The following is a 17,877-nucleotide window of genomic DNA, read 5'->3' as shown; positions in this document are numbered from 1 at the left end:
TGACACAACCCGTGGACTTTTTGTGTGCGTGCGTATTCCGGTGGTATCGAGCTACCGGCAGTCTCAAAACTAAATGCACTAAGGAAAATGCATGTCTGATCTGAAAAAGATGACATTGACTGTCAAAAACTATCACCTCAAAGCCAGCGGCGAGCTCGATGCACTTTATACTCAAGTTCGATGTGAGGACAGTGAGGGTAATACATTCCACTTCAAAGAAGTCTGCATGCTGAGCTACCTGCAGAGACACGGCGCGATTGCGACTGACAGTCCTAGGGTCTGGTATTACAAGCATCTCGGTAAGAAATCTATCGTTCTAGTTGCTTGCGAAAAGGGCAATGGTAAGGTTGAGTATGACCTTGATCACATGAAGCTTGTTGCCAGATCTAGCGTGCTAAAAGGAATTGTATTCACTTTGGCTGCGGTTCCTGCAGGATTGATTATCGCCACGGCGACTTTTGGAATTGGTCTCCTGGTTATCCCCGTGGGTTTGTTTTACGGATATCGAAGCCTCTTCACAATTCCTAGAATGCTACGGCGAGAGACGCTGGTAGGCGACCTGCAAAGCCACGGCATCATGGTTCGATAGCGTTCAGAAATTGAATTGACCGCTACCTATCCATGGGGAGAGCCAGATTATATTTGGGTGATTTTCGATACCTTGAGCACGCTTCTCGAGATTCAGAGCCAACAGAACCCCTAGTGAGGCTTCTGCGGCCAGGCTTGCAGCAGGGGCGCGTCATATCACCTGACGATCTACCCTGGCTTTTGATTCACGGCCATGGAGTCGAGGCCACGGCAGCTGCATGCGGAATCAAAATCTCGCCTACCTCGCTAGCCGTGCCCCAGGATGCCCCAGAGCTGGGATCGCAGTCGATTCGGGTGTTTGAAGACGCATGGCCAGCGATAAATTTGCCGAGATCTCCTCTACGAGAAAAGGTAGAGGAGGTTTCGAGACTCATAGCATGTTCCAAGTTTCAATTTGGGCACGGTCGACACTTGGATGTTGGATATCACTCTATAGCTGGCGCCAGCATAAAAATAACTTAAAGGTTAAGCGGTCTCAGAAAATAAAGAGTCCGTTAGGTTTTCTTCAGGAGACCACAATCCTTGATTAACTCTCGTATATGTTTTGCATAGCGCAACAATCTTTGTTTCGCCTCCGAATTTTAAAGCCTCTCTCTGTATTTTGGTTAGTGATTCAAAGGCATTGCCAGTAAAGCCGTAGGTTGATATAAAAACTCCCCCGTCATATTTTTCTTTGATGAGAACGTTCATGAATGACTCTACTGCAAGCTGCCCAACCCTGTTTCCCGCTCGCCAGTGCTTGATTTCGACAGCATAGGTTTTGAGTGAGCCTTTCACTTCACCCTGTAAGATTAAATCTTTACCTCCATCTTTGCTTGAGGGCGTAAGAGTTACCGAAAATCCTATGCCTTCAAAAGCTTCAGCCATTAATCTTTCTAGGTCTCGCCACTCAAGAGTGTCAAGCGCCCTTGGGTTGCTCGCTACCGCATTGATAAGAAGCTTAGATGCGGTTTTTATAATAAGTTGTACTTCGCGCTTTGCCTCGTCATCAGATTTGGTATTTATCCCTGAAGCCCAATTTCTTAGAGCTTGCGCGTCGAATAATTCAAGTTGCTGCGGTTTATACTTGGCAGCCAAAGCTAAAGCACTCTGACTAAAGCCTGTTTTTGAAAATATCAAGGTTCTTTTTAGGCCGGAGCAGTGGGCTCTGCTTAAAGTGTGCTCTACAGTATTTCTCTCTACTTTCTGCCTGGCATAGGTTTTAACTTCGACGCCAATAGAATCCGCCATGAAAATGTCATTTCCTTGACGCTCAACCACTAGATCCCATTGGTCGACTGCACGAGTGTGCGTAGATTTAATAGAGTGATTATGCCTGATCGAACCATACCCCTCATGCTCCAGTAGCGGGAGAAGAATCTCTGAAAGCAATAACTCGGATTGGCGAGGATCATTTTCCGACAAAAACACATCAATTCTGTCGAGCAACTCGGCGGTCTCTATTTTCACAGTTCTAGGCTCTATTTTTGTGGCCTCGGGCTTATTCCGCGATGGAGTGCGAAGCGCTCCTGCACTCGAATCAACTAATGTCAAAGACGCCGCGAATGCCGGGCGCGGTAGGTCGTGGGGGCAGCCCTTTCCCGGAGCGATGGATGGGACAAACTCTTCGTACAAAGCCTAGCCAACGCAACGGCGATCCCTCGTGTGAAGATGGCTACTTCCCTTTGACTCTTACTCTTAGTCACGAACTCGCTTCCGTTTTGAGGCCAGCCGGAAGATTACCCGAAGACGATCTGCGCTGCTGTAGAGCTTAAAGGAGGTGACATGCACAGTAAGAAAAAAACCGGAGCCCTGACAGCTCTGGAGTTCGAAGCGATGATGCAAGAGTTCGACTACGCGCTGGAGGATGGCAGCAAAGCTGCGCTAAAGGTCAGATGAGCTCACGGACGCCATCGAGCGTGATGAGAAACGCCCAGATCCGAAGTTTGGTCGCTACCGGAAAACGCTCTAAGTCATAGGTTGCGGAGGGGGGAACCCGATGGTAACCGAGTCTTCGGATTGCCGCTTCCGGTCACTGTGAGTTACTCCCATTAGAGAAGACCTATCCTGTCATTTCCCTGACGAAGCCCCTAGGCCCGCATTCCAGGCATTTCAGTCCTCAAACTGGGTCAGGTTCGGGATGGCTTGCGAAAGTACTTACATGGCTACCAGCAGCGCTCAACCGGTGCGTTTCCGGGCCGAGTACCAGAAGGGCGACCAAGCCGATGAGAAGCCGTTCGCTAAAGCTAAGGATCAACCTTTATGGTGGGACTCGTTAACCGCTTGGGCCAGGCCGTCGACGGTGGATTCCTGCCGGCTCGAAATGCCTGGCGCATATGGCTTGGAATGGACTGATGCTGAGACCGGTACGTCCGACCTCTGATCCTCATCACTCATCGCCTTACGAAAGCCTTTGAGCGATTCGCCCAGATCGCCACCTAGGTTTTTCAGCTTTTTCGTACCGAAGACCAGTACCACGACGAGGAGCAGAACGATCCAGTGTTTCCAGTCAAAAATACCCACGGTGCTTCCCTCAATTCTATGTAATCAAAGCACCAACAGCCTCTCGCCGATCGCCGTGGAAATGCTCTACGCAGTTTCAGGACGGCGAAATCAGCAGCGTGGCTGTTGGCTCAGAAGGCTGGCCATTAAGGGGGCAGCCTGCGGTAGTAAAATGGGTGGTAGCTGTTCATCACGGCGATTATTTGCTCGTGAGGACAGTCCTGGTGCTTATCAATCAGGCCGCTCTCACGACCTGATCCCGCCTGTGCCGTGTGGGCCGGATAGGCTCAAGCTATCCCGGCAATTGAGTGCGACGCAGCCTCGACTCAACCATTCCCTTCAGAAGGATGCGCTGAGTTTTCGGATTGATCTTGAACCGTCACATGCATCGCTGACTTGCAAGGCTGATACCCAAGCCCGCAGGCGATCTTCCAAGCCTTTCTTGTAGTCTCCAATGCAACGTTCCCCCGGGTACCCGATAGCACCCGAGAAACGGTGGCAATAGAGACCTGGGCTTGATCTGCAACCTCCTGCATGGTTACCCGCGGGCGCTGTCTTTCCATATCGCTAACGCTTCCCGGTATTCAATGATCTAGCGGAAATATTGAAGTCGGTCGGGAAGGTACTGGGTGCGATTGCATCGAGTCGACGGTCACTGCACTCATTTTTGTTCTCCTTTCACAGCTCGGAAGGGCTGAAAAATCAGTCCGAAGCGGGATGCTCGCCACCTGTTAGGAACAAGGAAGTGCGTGCATCTCCACGACATTCAAGGGTGTGGAGGGGATCATACGAATGCAGGTTTGTACGGGCGCCTATCTTTCGAGAGGCGATTCGCACGCAGAGATGACGGGAACATGGGATCACCATAATAAAAGGAGAACCCCATGTCCCAAGCCATCTCTCGTGAAGAGCGTATAGCTGCCGAGTGGGCGTGTGAGCGTCTGGTTAAGCAGTTCGCTCAGTTGAATGACGCCCAAGATCATGACGGTATTGCCGCGCTTTTCGTTGAGGACGCACGCTTCTCGCGCCCTCTGGCCCCAGAGGATTACTTCGAGGGCCGTGAAGCGATCCGTGCGATGTTCCGTGACCGGCCGCAACGGCTGGCTCTGCACATTATGACCACCATCTTGATTGAGCCGACCTCTGCGACTACCGCACGTGGCCGCTGCTACCTCATGTATGTCTCCAACAGTGATGCTTCGGCAGCTCAGCCTGCTCCAGTAGAAGGAGCGCCCATGTACGGCCAGTTTGACGATGAGTTCGTTCTGACAGGCGAGGGCTGGCGGTTCTCAAAACGCCGCGGCAGCGTAGTCCTCAAAGGCTGAGGGACTTGCCATGACCGTTCAGAATTTTCGTCGCTGGCAGGTTGGTGATGTACGCATCACCCGCATTGTCGAGACAGCACCCGTTGGTGCCCCCGTGTCCCTCATGTTTCCCGAGGATGACGATTCGCTTATCGCGCCCCATCAGGAGTGGCTCCAGCCTCATTTCCTGAATGACGAAGGGCAGATGCTTGTGGCATGGCAGTGTTTTGTCGTTGAAACCCCTGATCGTCGAATCATGGTCGACACCTGCATTGGTAACGATCGTAAGCGCTACTTCGACATCTTCAACGATATGCAGAACCCCTTTTTGCAGGATCTGCACAGTGCAGGTTATCCACCAGAAAGCATCGACACCGTCCTTTGCACGCACCTGCATTACGACCATGTCGGGTGGAACACGCAACTGGTCAATGGAAAATGGGTACCGACGTTCCCCAACGCCCGCTACCTGTTCGGAAAGGTCGAGTGGGAGTACATGCTGGGGCTCGCGGAGGCGGGGGATTGGCATCACGCAGGGCATGTTCCTGACTGCCTGATTCCCATCCAGGAGGCGGGGTTGGCAGACTTGATCGACACTGATTTTGAGGTGTGTTCCGAGATCAGACTGCTCCCCACTCCTGGCCATACACCTGGGCACGTCAGCATCCATATCGAGTCTCAGGGGCAAGTCGCGGTAATCACCGGCGACATCATGCATCACCCCCTGCAGATGGCCATTCCGAACAAGCCGTGTGCGTTCGATCACGACAAGGCCCAGGCCTGCTGCACCCGTCAAACTTTTCTGACCCGCTACCAAGACAGCGATGCCTTGGTCATCGGTAGTCACTTCCCTGAACCCACCGCAGGCCATGTGCTCAGTTACGAATCCGCTTGGCGTTTCGAGGGGCAGGTTAGTGATACCCAGACAACCTCAAAAGGAGAACCTAGCGTGACCAAGGCAGCCAATGCGAATGAACAACTGGTGCTGGATTTCTTTGCGACTCTGAGCACGGGCGATCTCGAAAAACTGGGCACTTTCATCGATGCTGATACCACCTGGACGCCCATGATCGAAAATGTGCCAGGCGCGGGTACCCATACGGGCAAAGCTATTTGCGGAGAGTTTCTTGCTCCAGTCCGTGGCCTGTTCGTCGATGGTGATCCCAAGGTGCACGTCGACAACATCGTCTCCAGTCATGACAAGGTCATGTGCGAAACACGAGGTATCGGCCAGCTACGCAACGGGCGCTCTTACACCAACCTTTACGCTTGGGCATTCCAGATTCGCGACGGTCGTATCAAAGCCATCCGCGAGTACATGGACAGTCACTACGTGGTGACCAATATTTTGGATGGGCAGCCATGAACCACGACTTCTCTGGCTTCAATGTGTTCATTTCGGGAGCGGGAAGGGGGCTTGGGCGTTCGACGGCTGCGTACTTGGCGACCTTGGGTGCAACAGTTGGTATCGCCGACATTGATGCTGTCGGCTGCGAGGAAACGGTAGAACTGATTCGCAAGGCCGGTGGAAAAGCTCACGGTTACGTGGCAGACCTGGCGTCACGCGCCGAGTTTCTACGCGTTGCTTCGGCCTTTTCGGAGGAGGTGGGGCCGCTGCATGCCGTCCTCAACAACGCCTCGATTCTGCGCTATGCGCCTATCGACTCGATCGATGAACAGACGCTTGATCTCATGGTTGGCGCAGGCCTGAAGACAGTGTTCTGGGGCGCTCAAGCGCTGCTCGCCAATATGGATGGTGCGGTTGGCGGCACGATCATCAATTACGCATCGCCGGTATCTCATAAAGGCTTCGCGAACACCTCTGCCTATACCGCCGTGAAGGGTGCCGTGCATGCAGTGACACGTTCGATGGCGGCTGAGCTGGGGCCGCGTGGTGTGCGCGTAAACGCTATTTCTCCAGGTTCGGTACCGACTCCCGGTGCCGTCGCCTATGTCTCCCAGGATGAGTACGCCAAACGCGCTGCGAGCATACCTTTGCGCCGCTTGGGAGAGGACGCGGACATTGCCCAGGCGATTGCTTTTCTACTTAGCCCTCACGCCGCTTTTGTTCACGGCTCTGTCTTTTGTGTTGACGGCGGCATCGTCGCTGCGGGTTAACGGCCAATTTCATTTTCGAGGTGCACATGAGTGCAGATAAGGTAGAGCGGCAATTTGATGAAGGTCGCCTTCAGGAACTCCGGGCAGTCATTGAACGTGATATTGCCCAAGGGGACTATCACGGTGCTGTAATTCGCGTGTCGTTGGGCGGGAAAGTCGGTCTGGATGCTGCGATCGGCAGCGCCGACGCCGATCAGACCAAACCCTTGTCGGTTGACTCTGTTTTCAGCATCTTCTCCCTGACCAAGGCGCTCACCAACGTGCTGGCGCTGCGTTCGATCGAGCTTGGGCGCCTGGCGCTCACTACGCGCGTTGTCGACATCATTCCTGAGTTCAAAGGGGCCCCGCGTGAGCAGGTGACCTTGCTTCATCTGCTTACCCACACGACCGGGATGCCTGGGGTATGGATTCCTAAAGCAGACATGTACCAGGATCGCCTGGACGAGCTGGTGCAGGCAGTCTGCGAAAACGTTCATGGGAGCGTTCCGCCCGGCGAACGTTGCGACTACTCACCTGTTGCTAACCAAGTATTGATTGGCGAAATGCTGCGTCGTACTGATCCTAAGGGTCGTAGCTTCAGTGATTTGATCCGCGAAGACCTTTTCGAACCACTCGGGATGCATGACACCCACATGGGTGTTCGTCCAGACCTGCGGGCGCGCAAGATCGTCCCCGACATGCGTGGCGTCATTCCGATCAAATGCCTTGGGCGCACGCAGCCTGGGCCGTTCAGCTTGTTTGAAGAGGAGGTCTGCGAGGCTCCTCATGTAGGCGCTGTGTCGACGACGCGTGACATGTGGCGGTTTGCAGAGATGCTTCGTCGGGGTGGTGAACTCGATGGCGCTCGAATCCTCTCTCCCCGCATGATCGAGGTCGCACGTCGCAACCATACTGGCGATCTTTACAACGAGCTTTATCGTGCTGTCGCGCTCCGCGCTGGTTGGCTTACTCCACCACCTGCATACATCGGGTTGGGCTTCAGCGTACGGGGCGAGAAAATCGTGCATCACCAGTTCGGGACGCTCACGTCCAGGGAGACGTTCGGTAACTACGGTGCAGGCACCACGATGTTCTGGATCGATCCGACCTTGGATCTGGTGTTCAGCTGCCTTACTGCAGGTGTCATGACTCAAGCCGCCAACATCCAGCGCTTCCAGCGTCTGTCTGATCTCGCCGTTTCGGCCGTAGTGTGAGCTGAGCCCATGAACGACATCTTTGACTATGTGATCGTCGGCGGTGGATCGGCTGGCTGTGTCTTGGCCAATCGCCTGTCGGCTGATGGTCGCAACACCGTGGCGCTTATTGAGGCCGGCCCAAAAGACGATCACTGGGTACTGACCATACCCACTGGCGTGGCTGCGGCATTGAGCAAGCCGCAGTTCAGCTGGGGGTATGAAAGCACGCCTCAACTCGGGCTAGGATCTCGTCCATTCCCAATCCCGCGGGGTAGGGTTTTGGGTGGCTCAAGCTCAGTTAATGGCATGGTCTATTTCCGTGGCCATCCGGCTGACTTTGACGACTGGGCTGAGAATGAGGGCGCGACTGGGTGGAGCTATCGCGAGGTACTCCCTTACTTCATTCGCTCAGAAGACAACCCGGCGTTCGCGAACTCCCCATATCACGGTGACAAGGGCGAAATGCGGGTTTCCAGCCCGCCACGCCCTAACAAATTGGTACACAGCTTCCTTGAAGCCAGCGGCGAAATGGGACTGCCACAATGCGATGACTTCAATGCCGCGAATCCTGAGGGGCTGGGGTTGCGCCAGGCGACGATTCGTAAAGGTCGTCGTGAGTCGATGTCGACCGCCTTCCTACGTCCAGCGCTGCAGCGTAAGAATCTGACCGTCATTACCGATGCCTTGGTGGACAAAGTCTTGCTCGACAATGGCCAGGCGGTCGGCGTCAGCTTCTTGGTCAAAGGCGAGCCTCGCAACGTTCGCGCTCGTCTGGAAGTGATCCTCTCCGCAGGTGCATACGGCTCACCTGCGGTGCTGCTTCGCTCAGGTGTAGGTGACACGGCAGAACTGGTACGTCATGGCATTCCTGTGCAGCATCATCTCCCGAGCGTGGGCGTTGGGTTGCGAGACCACCCCAGTGCTGCAGTGCAGATGTACACAGACAAGGACTACACGTCGTATGGCGTATCGGCCCGTTCGATGCTCCGTAACATCGGCAACGTGGCCGAATATATGCTTTGGCGTCGTGGCCCGATCGGTGGCAATGTCTTCGAAGCGACGGGGTTCTTGCGTACCTCCCCAGAACTCGATCGCCCTGACCTGCAGCTGGTGTTTATGCCTGCACACCGCGGGCCTAAGCCAACGCTGCTGCCCATTGGCCATGGATATGGCGTGCTCTCCATCGCAGCCCGCCCGAAAAGTTACGGGCGAGTGCGCTTGGCAGACGCTAATCCAGCAACGAAGCCTCTCATCGATCCGGAGTTCTATGCACATAAGGACGACCTTGCTGTGGTACGGCACGGGTTAACCCTGGCGCGGAGAATTCTCGGTCAGTCGTCCTTTGATCGCTACAAAGCCAGGGAAATTCTTCCTGGGACGGAGGTGCAGCAGGACTCGGCGTTGGACGACTACATTCGCCGAACGACTGTGACCGTGCACCACCCAGGCTGCACATGCCGGATGGGCAGTGATCCAGAAACGACTGTGGTGGATCCTCAGCTCAAGGTTCGGGGCATCCGCGGGCTGAGGGTTGTCGATGCTTCGGTGTTCCCGACACTGATCGCTGGCAACACCAACGCCGCGGTAGTCATGATTGCTGAGAAGGCCGCCGATATGATCCTGGGTAGGCGCGCCCCTGCAGCAATAGACGTCCCTTACGCCAAGTAAACCGGCTAGCCAGGGGCGGCGTACATCGCGCCCCCGGTTATCTAAAGTCGTTACACCTGGTGGCGTATGAATCGTTGGGGCAGGAACAAAAAATCCCGGGCAAGCCCGGGATTTTTCATTGTCAACGAGTAAGGGGCAGGGGTCAGCCAACGAGCATTTTGTGCGGATCGATGACGAATTTCTTCGGCACCCCCGCGTCGAACTCGCCATACCCTTTCGGCGCATCATCCAGGCTGATGACCTGAACGCCTACGATTTCGGCGATGTTCAGTCGATCCCACATGATGGCCTGCATCAGTTGACGGTTGTACTTCATCACTGGGGTTTGTCCGGTGTGGAAGCTGTGCGACTTCGCCCAGCCGAGACCGAAGCGGATACTCAAGCTGCCAATTTTGGCGGCGGCATCAACTGCGCCTGGGTCTTCGGTAACGTACAGACCAGGGATGCCGATCTTGCCCGCTACCCGAGTGACCTGCATCAGAGAGTTGAGTACCGTAGCTGGAGCCTCCTGCTTGACGCCCGCATGGCCATGGCCACGTGCCTCGAAACCGACAGCATCGACCGCGCAATCCACTTCCGGCTCGCCCAGCAGCGCTGCGATCTGCTCATGCAGCGGGGTGTCCAGAGACAGGTCGGCGATCTCGAATCCGACGGCTTTCGCATGGGCCAAACGCACTGGGTTGACGTCACCCACGATAACTACCGCGGCGCCCAGCAAGCGTGCAGAGGCGGCCGCCGCGAGTCCTACCGGGCCGGCGCTGGCAACATAGACAGTGCTTCCTGGGCCAACGCCGGCGGTGACAGCACCGTGATAGCCAGTGGGAAGGATGTCGGAAAGGCAGGTGAGGTCTCGGATCTTCTCCATCGCTTTGTCACGGTCAGGCAGCTTGAGCAGGTTGAAGTCCGCGTACGGCACCATGACGTACTCGGCCTGGCCACCTGTCCAGTCCCCCATGTCCACGTATCCATAAGCACCACCGGCCCGTGCGGGGTTGACGGTCAAGCAGACACCGGTGTGTTGCTCCTTGCACGACCGGCAGCGTCCGCATGCGACGTTGAACGGAACCGATACCAGGTCACCAATTTTCAGGTGTTCGACATCGCGTCCCTTTTCAATCACCTCGCCGGTGATTTCATGCCCCAGCACGAGGCCCACCTGAGCTGAAGTTCGACCCCGCACCATGTGTTGATCAGAGCCGCAGATGTTTGTAGAGACGACCTTCAAAATGACACCATGCTCAATCTTCTTGCCGCGCGGATCTTGCATTTTGGGGTAGTCGATTTTTTGGACTTCAACTTTCCCAGCGCCAAGATAAACCACGCCACGATTACCAGACATACCGATACCTCTTGTTATTAGGCCCCGTACGGTGCCAAAGGGTGTAGATGCAAAGGGGTAGGGCTCAACCAACAGAGAGGATGCGCTCATAAGCTGTCTGGCGCCCCGAGAACCGTTTAGGCAGGCTGGAAGCAGTAGACTGCCAGTTTGTTGCCATCTAGATCGCGTGCGTAGGCGGCATAGGCGTTGTCCGCCCAACCACGAGGGCCAGGTGCCCCCTCATCCTTGGCTCCGGCATTCAGAGCTGCGGCGTGGAAAGCATCGACTGCGGATCGGCTTGGAGCTTCGAAGCTAACAGTGACACCATTGCCGACCGTGGCTGGAGCGCCATTGGCAGGTTTCAGCACAAAAAACGATGGGGCATTCTGCCCCCAGATCGAACCGTTCTCCTCAAGGTCTGCAATGCGCTTCAACCCCAACTGACCCAGGACATCGTCGTAAAAAAACCGGGCTTTTTCTAAGTCATTGGTACCGACGGTCACGTGCGTAAAAACGCTCATCTGCGTCCTCCTGTTTGGCATAAAGTGGGCTGCTGCAAACCAACTGCACATGTCGAAAATCATAAGAATGCTCGTATTGTTTGCTGCCCCAACATGCCGAAGAGGTAGAGTACAGGCACCTATCGATGGATAGCGGTGCACTCGACTGAGCCTTAATGGTTTGAATGCAAAATACCGAATTCCTAGAAACAAAAAACCCGGCCGCGGGCCGGGATTTGAATAGGTCTAAAGGAAGGTGACTCTGCCCAACCAAGTCGTTGCCTAGAAGGTCATTCGATCTCGCTGGTCTGACGGAGCGTGCTGGTAGTGCCGCCGACTAACTCTTTTTGTTTATCTGCTTCACTTCGCTCCGCATCCTGCCTGACCAGCGTTTCTTTCCAGTCGGGTTGATATGCCCGACTTTCCAGGCCGAAAATCGACATCAACGCACCACGCAGAATGTCGGGTTTGTTGGTCATGAAGAGGAAATTGCGCTCGTCCTCAGCTCGCTTGTCGGGATCGGATTCTTGAGTTCTGCGCTTGAATTCGATCGCCGTCGGGTTCGCCACTTCCAGGAAGATACGGCGGCGCTCATAGGCGTACCAATCGAGCACATCATCATCGGCCTGGCCGTTGAAGAGCTTCTCAAAGCAATCAATGAGTGTGACCGCATCCTGGACACCCGAGGTGAAGCCCATGCCGCCGATAGGGTTGGTTGCATGTGCAGCATCGCCGGCGAGCAGCACTCGACCATTACGGAAGGTGGATGCAGCTCGTTGGTGAACACGGTAAGAGTTCGCTCGCTCCAGGCGGTACTCAGCTCCTTCAGGGAGCCAATAACGAAGCCGCTGGTCTACACGGGCGAGACGTTCTTCATCCGTTGCATCGCTATCTTCGCCATACGCTACACGCCACAGGTTATCGCTATTGACCCTTGCGATCACAGCCCAATTAACCGGGTCTGAAATCATGTTCGACGCCGCATAGCCGTGCTTGCTGAAGTCGAAGAAGATGTTGGTGGCCATGAAGGTGTCTGGCCAAGTGAAGCCATCAAAACTTGCGCCCATCAGCTTTCGAACCGTGCTGCGTGCACCATCAGCGCCGATCAGCCAATCGGCTTCAATCATGCGCTGGCCATCTTTGTCACTGACGCGTGCAACGACGCCATGGTCATTCTGCTCAATGCCTTCCAGGGTGGTTCCCCACTGGATTTCGCTACCCGGAATCGCCAGGAATCGCTGCAGGATCATATGGGCAAGCTCGTCCTGCCCAAAATGCAGAATGTAGTGGTAGGGCGTAAGGTCTTCAACCAAACGCTGATCCATGCGCCCCACGTTGCCTGACTGCGCGAAGTAGCATTGGTACTCATAGCTCTCCGGCCCCAGTTTTTTGGCGGTTTCCAGCAGTCCGATCTTATCCAGGGCTTTAACCGTCGAGGGGAGGTAGACCATCGCTCTTGGCGAGTCGATTACCGTGGCTTCACGATCAATGACGGTCACCTGAGCGCCCCGTTGAGCCAGCCCAAATGCAGTTACAAGACCGGCAGGCCCGGCCCCCACAATGATGATGCGTTTACCAGCAGCCATCGAGAATTCCTCTTGTTGTTTTATCCTGGCGATTTGGCTCAGGGCCTGAAAGCTTCTGCGGCTGGTGCGGTGTCGGTGAACTCTTTCACCTGTTGCAGCAACCCATCTCTGATAATGAAAAGGAAGTGGTAGTGGTTGGCGTAGATCCGCTTGTTGCTCAGCTCAGCACGGCCATCTACTTCGACGGCAACACGTTCACCTTCCTCCGTCACGCCGCGAACCGTGAATTTCATGGTATGGATGACAGGCAGGACGGCCCCGAGAAAGTTTGAGAATGCCGCTTTATCCATGTCTCCGGTGTTAGGCAGCCAAAAGACCGCATCGTCGCTTGCAAGCTCCAGGGCTGCCGATAGATTGCCAGCCTCGATACGGGCCAGGTACTCCAGAGCGAGCAGCCGGTTCGGTGAAGTTTTCATGAGAATCCCCTAGCGCCTTACCAGCATGCTGATCAGGAAAAGGGCCAGCTTCGTGCTCAACAGCCGAAAACCGCCACGCAACTCTTCAGGGCGAAGCTGGGCAGAAATTGGCATAGCGCCGAAAGCGGTGCCTTTCAAAACCAGGCGATTACCATCGCGCTCCAGGGCTTCGATCTTCATTAGTTCGCTGCCATCGGGGGAATAAAGTTTCATTGCGTCAGGCCTTATTGAATTTGCTGAAGTTCATCTTGAGGTCGTCAAACACGCGCATAGCGGCTGCACGGCCGGCCCCGAAAACACCGCCGCCCGGGTGCTGGAATGGGCCAACGAGGTAAAGTCGCTCCACTCCAGGTACCGTGTTGCGCCCCAATTCTGGAGTTGGACGGTGAGAGCCGAACTGGTGCTGGTGCCCGGCAATGCCATGCAGATCGCCGCGCTGGAAGCTAGGGGAAGTGCGCTGCATATCGAGTGGCGTGTCGACATGGCGGCCGATGATCAAATCGTTGGTGAGGTTGTGGAAATAGGGCGACATACGCTCGACTAGCTGGCTTGCATAAGCTTCCTTGATCTCGTCCCAATACTCGGCAGGATGATTTCCGACTTCAAAGGGTACGTACGCCCAGGCGTGCATGGTGGCCTTCCCTGCGGGAGCGCGACTTGGGTCGAGATTGGTCGGAGACGCGAGAGCGAGCAGGGGGTCTTTCGGGAGCTCTCCATAGCGAACATCGTCGAATGAACGACGGAAGCGGGACTCACTGACTGGGAGGAGTTCGATGAAGGCTGCCTGGTCGACATGTTCACCCGCTTTGAAACGCAGCTTTTCGTGCAGCGACGCATGAATGGTGATGCAGGCACAAGGCGATGTCGTGGTTCGCTCGGCACGCTCAAATACATGAGGTGCGACCCCTGCATCCTGCAAATAACCACGCAAAAGGTGAGGGTGGATACCGCCAATCACAGCATCCCGAGCTTCGTAGCGACGACCGTCATGGGTCTGAACTGCAGTAGCACGCCCAGATTTGGTTTCAATAACCGATACGTCCACTTCGGAGATGATCTCTCCACCGTGGTCTTCAATGCAGCGAATCAGCGCAGCGGTGAGTGCGCCGCTGCCACCTACCGGAATGCCGATACCGTACTTTTCCATGAAGGCCAGGAACATAAACAAGCTGATGCCCGAGCCAAGCTCTTCGGGGCTTGCCAGGTTCTCGCCTACCATGCGCGCGAAGTGCAGGCGTACCTTCTCGTGCTCGAACCAGTCGGTGATGATCTCCCAACTGCTCTTCATCATGGTGGCAAACATCTCCCGGCCTTCCGGGCTCTGATCCATCATGGCGAACTGCGCACCCATTGGCACAGGGGCAGAGTAGAGGGTACCGATCAGCATCGGCAGGTAGTGAGCTGCAATCTCCGAAAACTTGAGGTAGGCCTCAGCATCCTTCTGGGAGAATTTCGCCAGTTCCTGGTAGTTACGCTGACGATCGCGGTACAAGCTCAACGTAGTGCCGTCATCGAACACCGAGATCAGAGGAACTTCAGGGTAGATGTACTTCAAGCCGTACTTGCTGATGAGACCCAGCTCATCGTTGCGAATCAGCGGGTTCGCCTGGATGAAGATATGGCCAACGCTGTGTTGGTCATGTTTGAACCCCGGCACCGTGAGTTCACGGGTGACCACGCCACCGCCAAACCAGGCGTTACGTTCGAGCACCAGGACTTTTTTGCCGGCTGCTGCGAGATATGCAGCGGCTACCAGGCCATTGTGGCCGGAGCCGATGGCTACAACGTCGTAAGCCGTGGACATGCTTGGTTCCTCTTGTTTTTATCGAATCGATAAGTTCACGATGCGACAAGCAATCAGACCAAGCACCTATCCATGGATAGCGTAGAGGAAGGTTAAAAGCTGCAAGCCTGGCTTGCAGCTTCACTTATCGAAGGATGCCGAGCTGACGGGCCCGTTCAGCAGCCTGGGAACGCCGCCGAACTCCGATTTTGTCGTAGATCTGCTGGAGGTACCATTTGATGGAGCCTTCTGTCATGCCCAGTTTGATCCCTATTTCACGGTTAAGCATCCCGATGCTGACCATCTCCAGGATATCTAGCTCACGACTGTTCAAGGCGCCGAAAATGGCACTCCCTTGCTCGGGGGAGACGGCGGCCTGCGCCTGGGAGGTTGGGATCTCACCACCCGCACGTTCCAACAGGTCGCTGGCAAACGCATCCACAGGCTCTCCATCAAGCTTTGCCGCCTGGAGTTGATCACGCAGCAAGCGTACCAACCACTCACCCTCATCAAGGAATACGCGAATGAACCCGCAAGGAGCCGCTTGGAACAAGGCCCGACGCAGTGCTCGTTGTGCAGCTCGTTGATCCCCAGTCAGCAGCGCAAGATGAGCAATGATGACGCTCCAGCGCAGCGCACTACGAATTGCATTGGCGGCTTCAAGGTGACGATGCCAGAGCTTGGCAAGGTTCAACGCCTCTGGTAGCCGATCCTCAGCTTGGGCGACCCTGACCCAGCACAATGCTCGGGCCTCATCACGAGTACTCACCCCCTTCTGCGGTGCAACGTCGCTTGCCGGCCCTCTGAGTTTGTTTTTACGTCCAAGCCGAATAACCTCATCTACTTCGCCTTGGCGTAAGAGCCACTTCATACGCTCCGCCAAGCTGAAAAGTCGGAGCCGTTCGAAACCGTGCTCATTGGCAAAGACATCTGCCTCGTCGAGCATGCGGAAGGCGTTAGCCTTATCGCCATCGAACATTGAAATGCGAGCGCAAGTCAACCAACCTGCGATGGCTTGGTCGACAAAGCCAATGTAGGTGGCCTGGTGAAGGTACTGTTCAAGCAATACACGAGCCTGCTGAAGCTCATCACGTTCGTAATGCACCTTTGCCAAATGAACGGCAAGCATCGCGGGCAACGGCGAACCATGTCCGGAGATGTTGACGGCTGAGCGCAACGCTATAGTCAGAGCTTGGATGGCTGCATGCGTGCGTCCTGCCAGCAGCCTTGCTGGTGCGAGAACCGCATTGTGGAACACGTGGGCGGCTTCATGCGGAAGACGATTGAGGCATTCCATACTCAGAGTATTCAAACGCTCAACCTCATCGAGTTGGTAGTGCTCCCGACGAGCATAGAGCTCGGCAGTATAAAAGCTGCCCTTCACCAACGGTGCTGCATCCGAATAATTTGCCTGCAGGTACTGTGCTTGAGATTGGATAGTAGAAGGGTCATCGCCCATCATGCCTAGCATCAGCTCACGGTGTAGCCACTCATTGCGCAGCGTTTGAATACGCTCTCGCGGGAGGAGGTGGTCTCGCTCAATTTGGTTGAGGCGTAGGCGAGCTTTTTCGAGCAATGTACGGCACGTTTCGAACTGCCAGCGCACCTCCAACTGCCAAATTTGACTGAGGATGATTGCAGGAAATCGCATGGCGATATCTTCCGGAAGCCTATCTACAAGCGCCCAGGCATTTACGTACGACGAAAAAATTTCAACGTTGTAGGTGTCGATAATCTCGGCTGCACGAAGATAATCTTTCGTGGCAAAGGCCTGGTTGAAAGCCCCCACGTAGTCACCTGTTTGTATCAAGAGTTCGCTGGCGACCATGTGAAGTTGAAGCATGAGCTTCTCATTGGTCTGACGGAGTTCGCGCTTAAGAAACTCAGCGAAGAGGGGATGGTATCGATAGCTCTTTTGCTCCTCATCCATCGCCATCAAGAACAACCCCCGACTCTCACAGTCCCGCAGCCGTGCTTGACTGTCCAACCGGCCAGTGAGGGCGTTGCAGACATCTGCATCGAGCCGATCCAAAATGGAGGTGTGGAGTAAAAACTCCCGAATATCCTGGGGTTGACGAGACAAAACGTCCTGCAGAAAAAACTCTGAAAACTGGCGTCTCTCACCTGAGAAGTTGGCCAAGTTGTAAACCTGATCAGGATCATGGCGCAGCAAGAGCGCGACCAAGACCAGTCCCCCAGCCCAGCCTTCAAGACGGTTTTGGAGCTGCCTCAATTGCTCTTCGGGAACAGACTCGACTCCAAGATGATTGAGAAGGCACAGCGCCTCCTCATGCCCCAAGCGGAGCTCGCGTACGTTGATGTCGGATACCAATCCTTGCATCCGCTGTCGAGCTACGGAGAGACAGGGCTCTCCTCTGAAACTGAGGACGAAGTGCAAGTGTGGAGGGGCGCGCTCGATCAGCATGGACAAACAACGAACAGCATCGCTCCCAGCAAGATGATGGACATCGTCGATAAACAGGTAAATCGGCGATTGGTCTCCCTGAAGCAGCTCCAGAAGGGCTGTGAGCGCTTTGCTGAGACTGGTCTCCCCAACACGAGTCAGAAGGCCATTGACGGGTATCGGCTGGCCAACGAGCTCCAGCGTTGCCTTGAGGTAGGCACTGAAGTGGGGCAGATCTCCGTCACCGTCTTCGAGTGACAGCCAAGCCGTTCTCGCACCATCTTGTTTAAGCTGTTGATAATACTGCTTAAGCAATCCGGTCTTTCCGTAGCCTGGGGGCGCTTGCACCAGAGCCATTGGAATTGTGGATGATTCCATCATGCGCTTGAGGAGCCGAGGAAACGGCACCAAGCTGTTGCAGGCAGTGAACGGGCAGAGCTTGGAGGCAATCAAAGACAATTGCAGCGGGGCATGCTGGGTCTGGAACAGGCTATTCATGCTTGTGCGCATGGAGCGGTTCTCCGCGGCTAGGGTCG

The 17,877-nt window shown here is 55.2% G+C and carries 16 protein-coding genes; 6 read left to right on the top strand and 10 right to left on the bottom strand.

The genetic code is table 11. The features are described from left to right. Positions 1 to 91: 91 nt before the first annotated feature. A complete protein-coding gene (locus tag ABVN19_RS09545; protein ID WP_105642553.1) occupies positions 92 to 589 on the top strand; it encodes a hypothetical protein in 498 nt (165 codons plus the stop codon). Between the two features lie 464 nt (positions 590 to 1,053). On the opposite strand, the gene ABVN19_RS09540 is transcribed toward ABVN19_RS09545, so the two are convergent. From ABVN19_RS09540 to ABVN19_RS09530, 3 genes are all read right to left on the bottom strand, one after another. Further along, positions 1,054 to 2,037, bottom strand: a complete 984-nt coding sequence (locus ABVN19_RS09540; protein WP_158259245.1) for a restriction endonuclease — start codon at positions 2,035 to 2,037, stop codon at positions 1,054 to 1,056. Positions 2,038 to 2,820: 783 nt separating this feature from the next. Next, a complete protein-coding gene (locus ABVN19_RS09535) occupies positions 2,821 to 3,090 on the bottom strand; it encodes a twin-arginine translocase TatA/TatE family subunit (RefSeq protein WP_105642551.1) in 270 nt (89 codons plus the stop codon). A 305-nt stretch (positions 3,091 to 3,395) separates the two neighbouring features. Next, complete coding sequence (locus ABVN19_RS09530) at positions 3,396 to 3,605, bottom strand: helix-turn-helix domain-containing protein (protein WP_105642550.1); 210 nt, start codon at positions 3,603 to 3,605, stop codon at positions 3,396 to 3,398. A gap of 348 nt (positions 3,606 to 3,953) precedes the next feature. On the opposite strand from ABVN19_RS09530, the gene ABVN19_RS09525 reads away from it, so the two are divergent. Genes ABVN19_RS09525 through ABVN19_RS09505 form a run of 5 tightly spaced genes read left to right on the top strand, consistent with a single transcriptional unit; the run spans position 3,954 to position 9,334 of the window. Next, positions 3,954 to 4,394 carry a nuclear transport factor 2 family protein gene (locus ABVN19_RS09525; RefSeq protein WP_105642549.1) on the top strand — a complete coding sequence of 147 codons (441 nt, stop codon included), beginning with the start codon at positions 3,954 to 3,956 and terminating at the stop codon, positions 4,392 to 4,394. A 10-nt stretch (positions 4,395 to 4,404) separates the two neighbouring features. After that, positions 4,405 to 5,739: an MBL fold metallo-hydrolase gene (locus tag ABVN19_RS09520; protein WP_105642548.1), complete on the top strand. Its 1,335-nt coding sequence runs from the start codon at positions 4,405 to 4,407 to the stop codon at positions 5,737 to 5,739. Next, positions 5,736 to 6,491 (top strand): SDR family oxidoreductase, encoded by a 756-nt coding sequence (locus ABVN19_RS09515; protein ID WP_105642547.1) that lies wholly within the window; start codon positions 5,736 to 5,738, stop codon positions 6,489 to 6,491. The genes ABVN19_RS09520 and ABVN19_RS09515 overlap by 4 nt, the downstream gene beginning before the upstream one ends. Before the next feature lie 26 nt (positions 6,492 to 6,517). After that, positions 6,518 to 7,684 (top strand): serine hydrolase domain-containing protein, encoded by a 1,167-nt coding sequence (locus ABVN19_RS09510; RefSeq protein WP_105642546.1) that lies wholly within the window; start codon positions 6,518 to 6,520, stop codon positions 7,682 to 7,684. A gap of 9 nt (positions 7,685 to 7,693) precedes the next feature. Further along, positions 7,694 to 9,334 carry a GMC family oxidoreductase N-terminal domain-containing protein gene (locus tag ABVN19_RS09505; RefSeq protein ID WP_105642545.1) on the top strand — a complete coding sequence of 547 codons (1,641 nt, stop codon included), beginning with the start codon at positions 7,694 to 7,696 and terminating at the stop codon, positions 9,332 to 9,334. A 142-nt stretch (positions 9,335 to 9,476) separates the two neighbouring features. Here the strand turns inward: ABVN19_RS09505 and fdhA are convergent, their stop codons facing one another. The 7 genes from fdhA to ABVN19_RS09470 form a co-directional block, all read right to left on the bottom strand. Beyond that, positions 9,477 to 10,673 (bottom strand): formaldehyde dehydrogenase, glutathione-independent, encoded by a 1,197-nt coding sequence (gene fdhA / locus ABVN19_RS09500; RefSeq protein WP_353632800.1) that lies wholly within the window; start codon positions 10,671 to 10,673, stop codon positions 9,477 to 9,479. Positions 10,674 to 10,789: 116 nt separating this feature from the next. Next, positions 10,790 to 11,173 carry a VOC family protein gene (locus ABVN19_RS09495; protein WP_105642543.1) on the bottom strand — a complete coding sequence of 128 codons (384 nt, stop codon included), beginning with the start codon at positions 11,171 to 11,173 and terminating at the stop codon, positions 10,790 to 10,792. A gap of 269 nt (positions 11,174 to 11,442) precedes the next feature. Beyond that, positions 11,443 to 12,738, bottom strand: a complete 1,296-nt coding sequence (locus ABVN19_RS09490) for an NAD(P)/FAD-dependent oxidoreductase (RefSeq protein WP_105642542.1) — start codon at positions 12,736 to 12,738, stop codon at positions 11,443 to 11,445. Positions 12,739 to 12,776: 38 nt separating this feature from the next. Next, positions 12,777 to 13,154, bottom strand: a complete 378-nt coding sequence (locus tag ABVN19_RS09485; RefSeq protein WP_105642541.1) for a nuclear transport factor 2 family protein — start codon at positions 13,152 to 13,154, stop codon at positions 12,777 to 12,779. Positions 13,155 to 13,163: 9 nt separating this feature from the next. Further along, the gene (locus tag ABVN19_RS09480) at positions 13,164 to 13,367 is read right to left on the bottom strand and encodes a hypothetical protein (protein WP_105642540.1); all 204 of its coding nucleotides are present in this window, start codon (positions 13,365 to 13,367) and stop codon (positions 13,164 to 13,166) included. 4 nt (positions 13,368 to 13,371) lie between these two features. Next, a complete protein-coding gene (locus tag ABVN19_RS09475; RefSeq protein ID WP_105642539.1) occupies positions 13,372 to 14,958 on the bottom strand; it encodes an NAD(P)/FAD-dependent oxidoreductase in 1,587 nt (528 codons plus the stop codon). 124 nt (positions 14,959 to 15,082) lie between these two features. Then, positions 15,083 to 17,839: a LuxR C-terminal-related transcriptional regulator gene (locus ABVN19_RS09470; RefSeq protein ID WP_158259244.1), complete on the bottom strand. Its 2,757-nt coding sequence runs from the start codon at positions 17,837 to 17,839 to the stop codon at positions 15,083 to 15,085. Positions 17,840 to 17,877: the final 38 nt, after the last annotated feature.

The organism is Pseudomonas vranovensis, from assembly GCF_040438935.1.
GTDB lineage: Bacteria > Pseudomonadota > Gammaproteobacteria > Pseudomonadales > Pseudomonadaceae > Aquipseudomonas > Aquipseudomonas vranovensis.
This window is presented reverse-complemented; position numbering and strand designations above follow the sequence as displayed.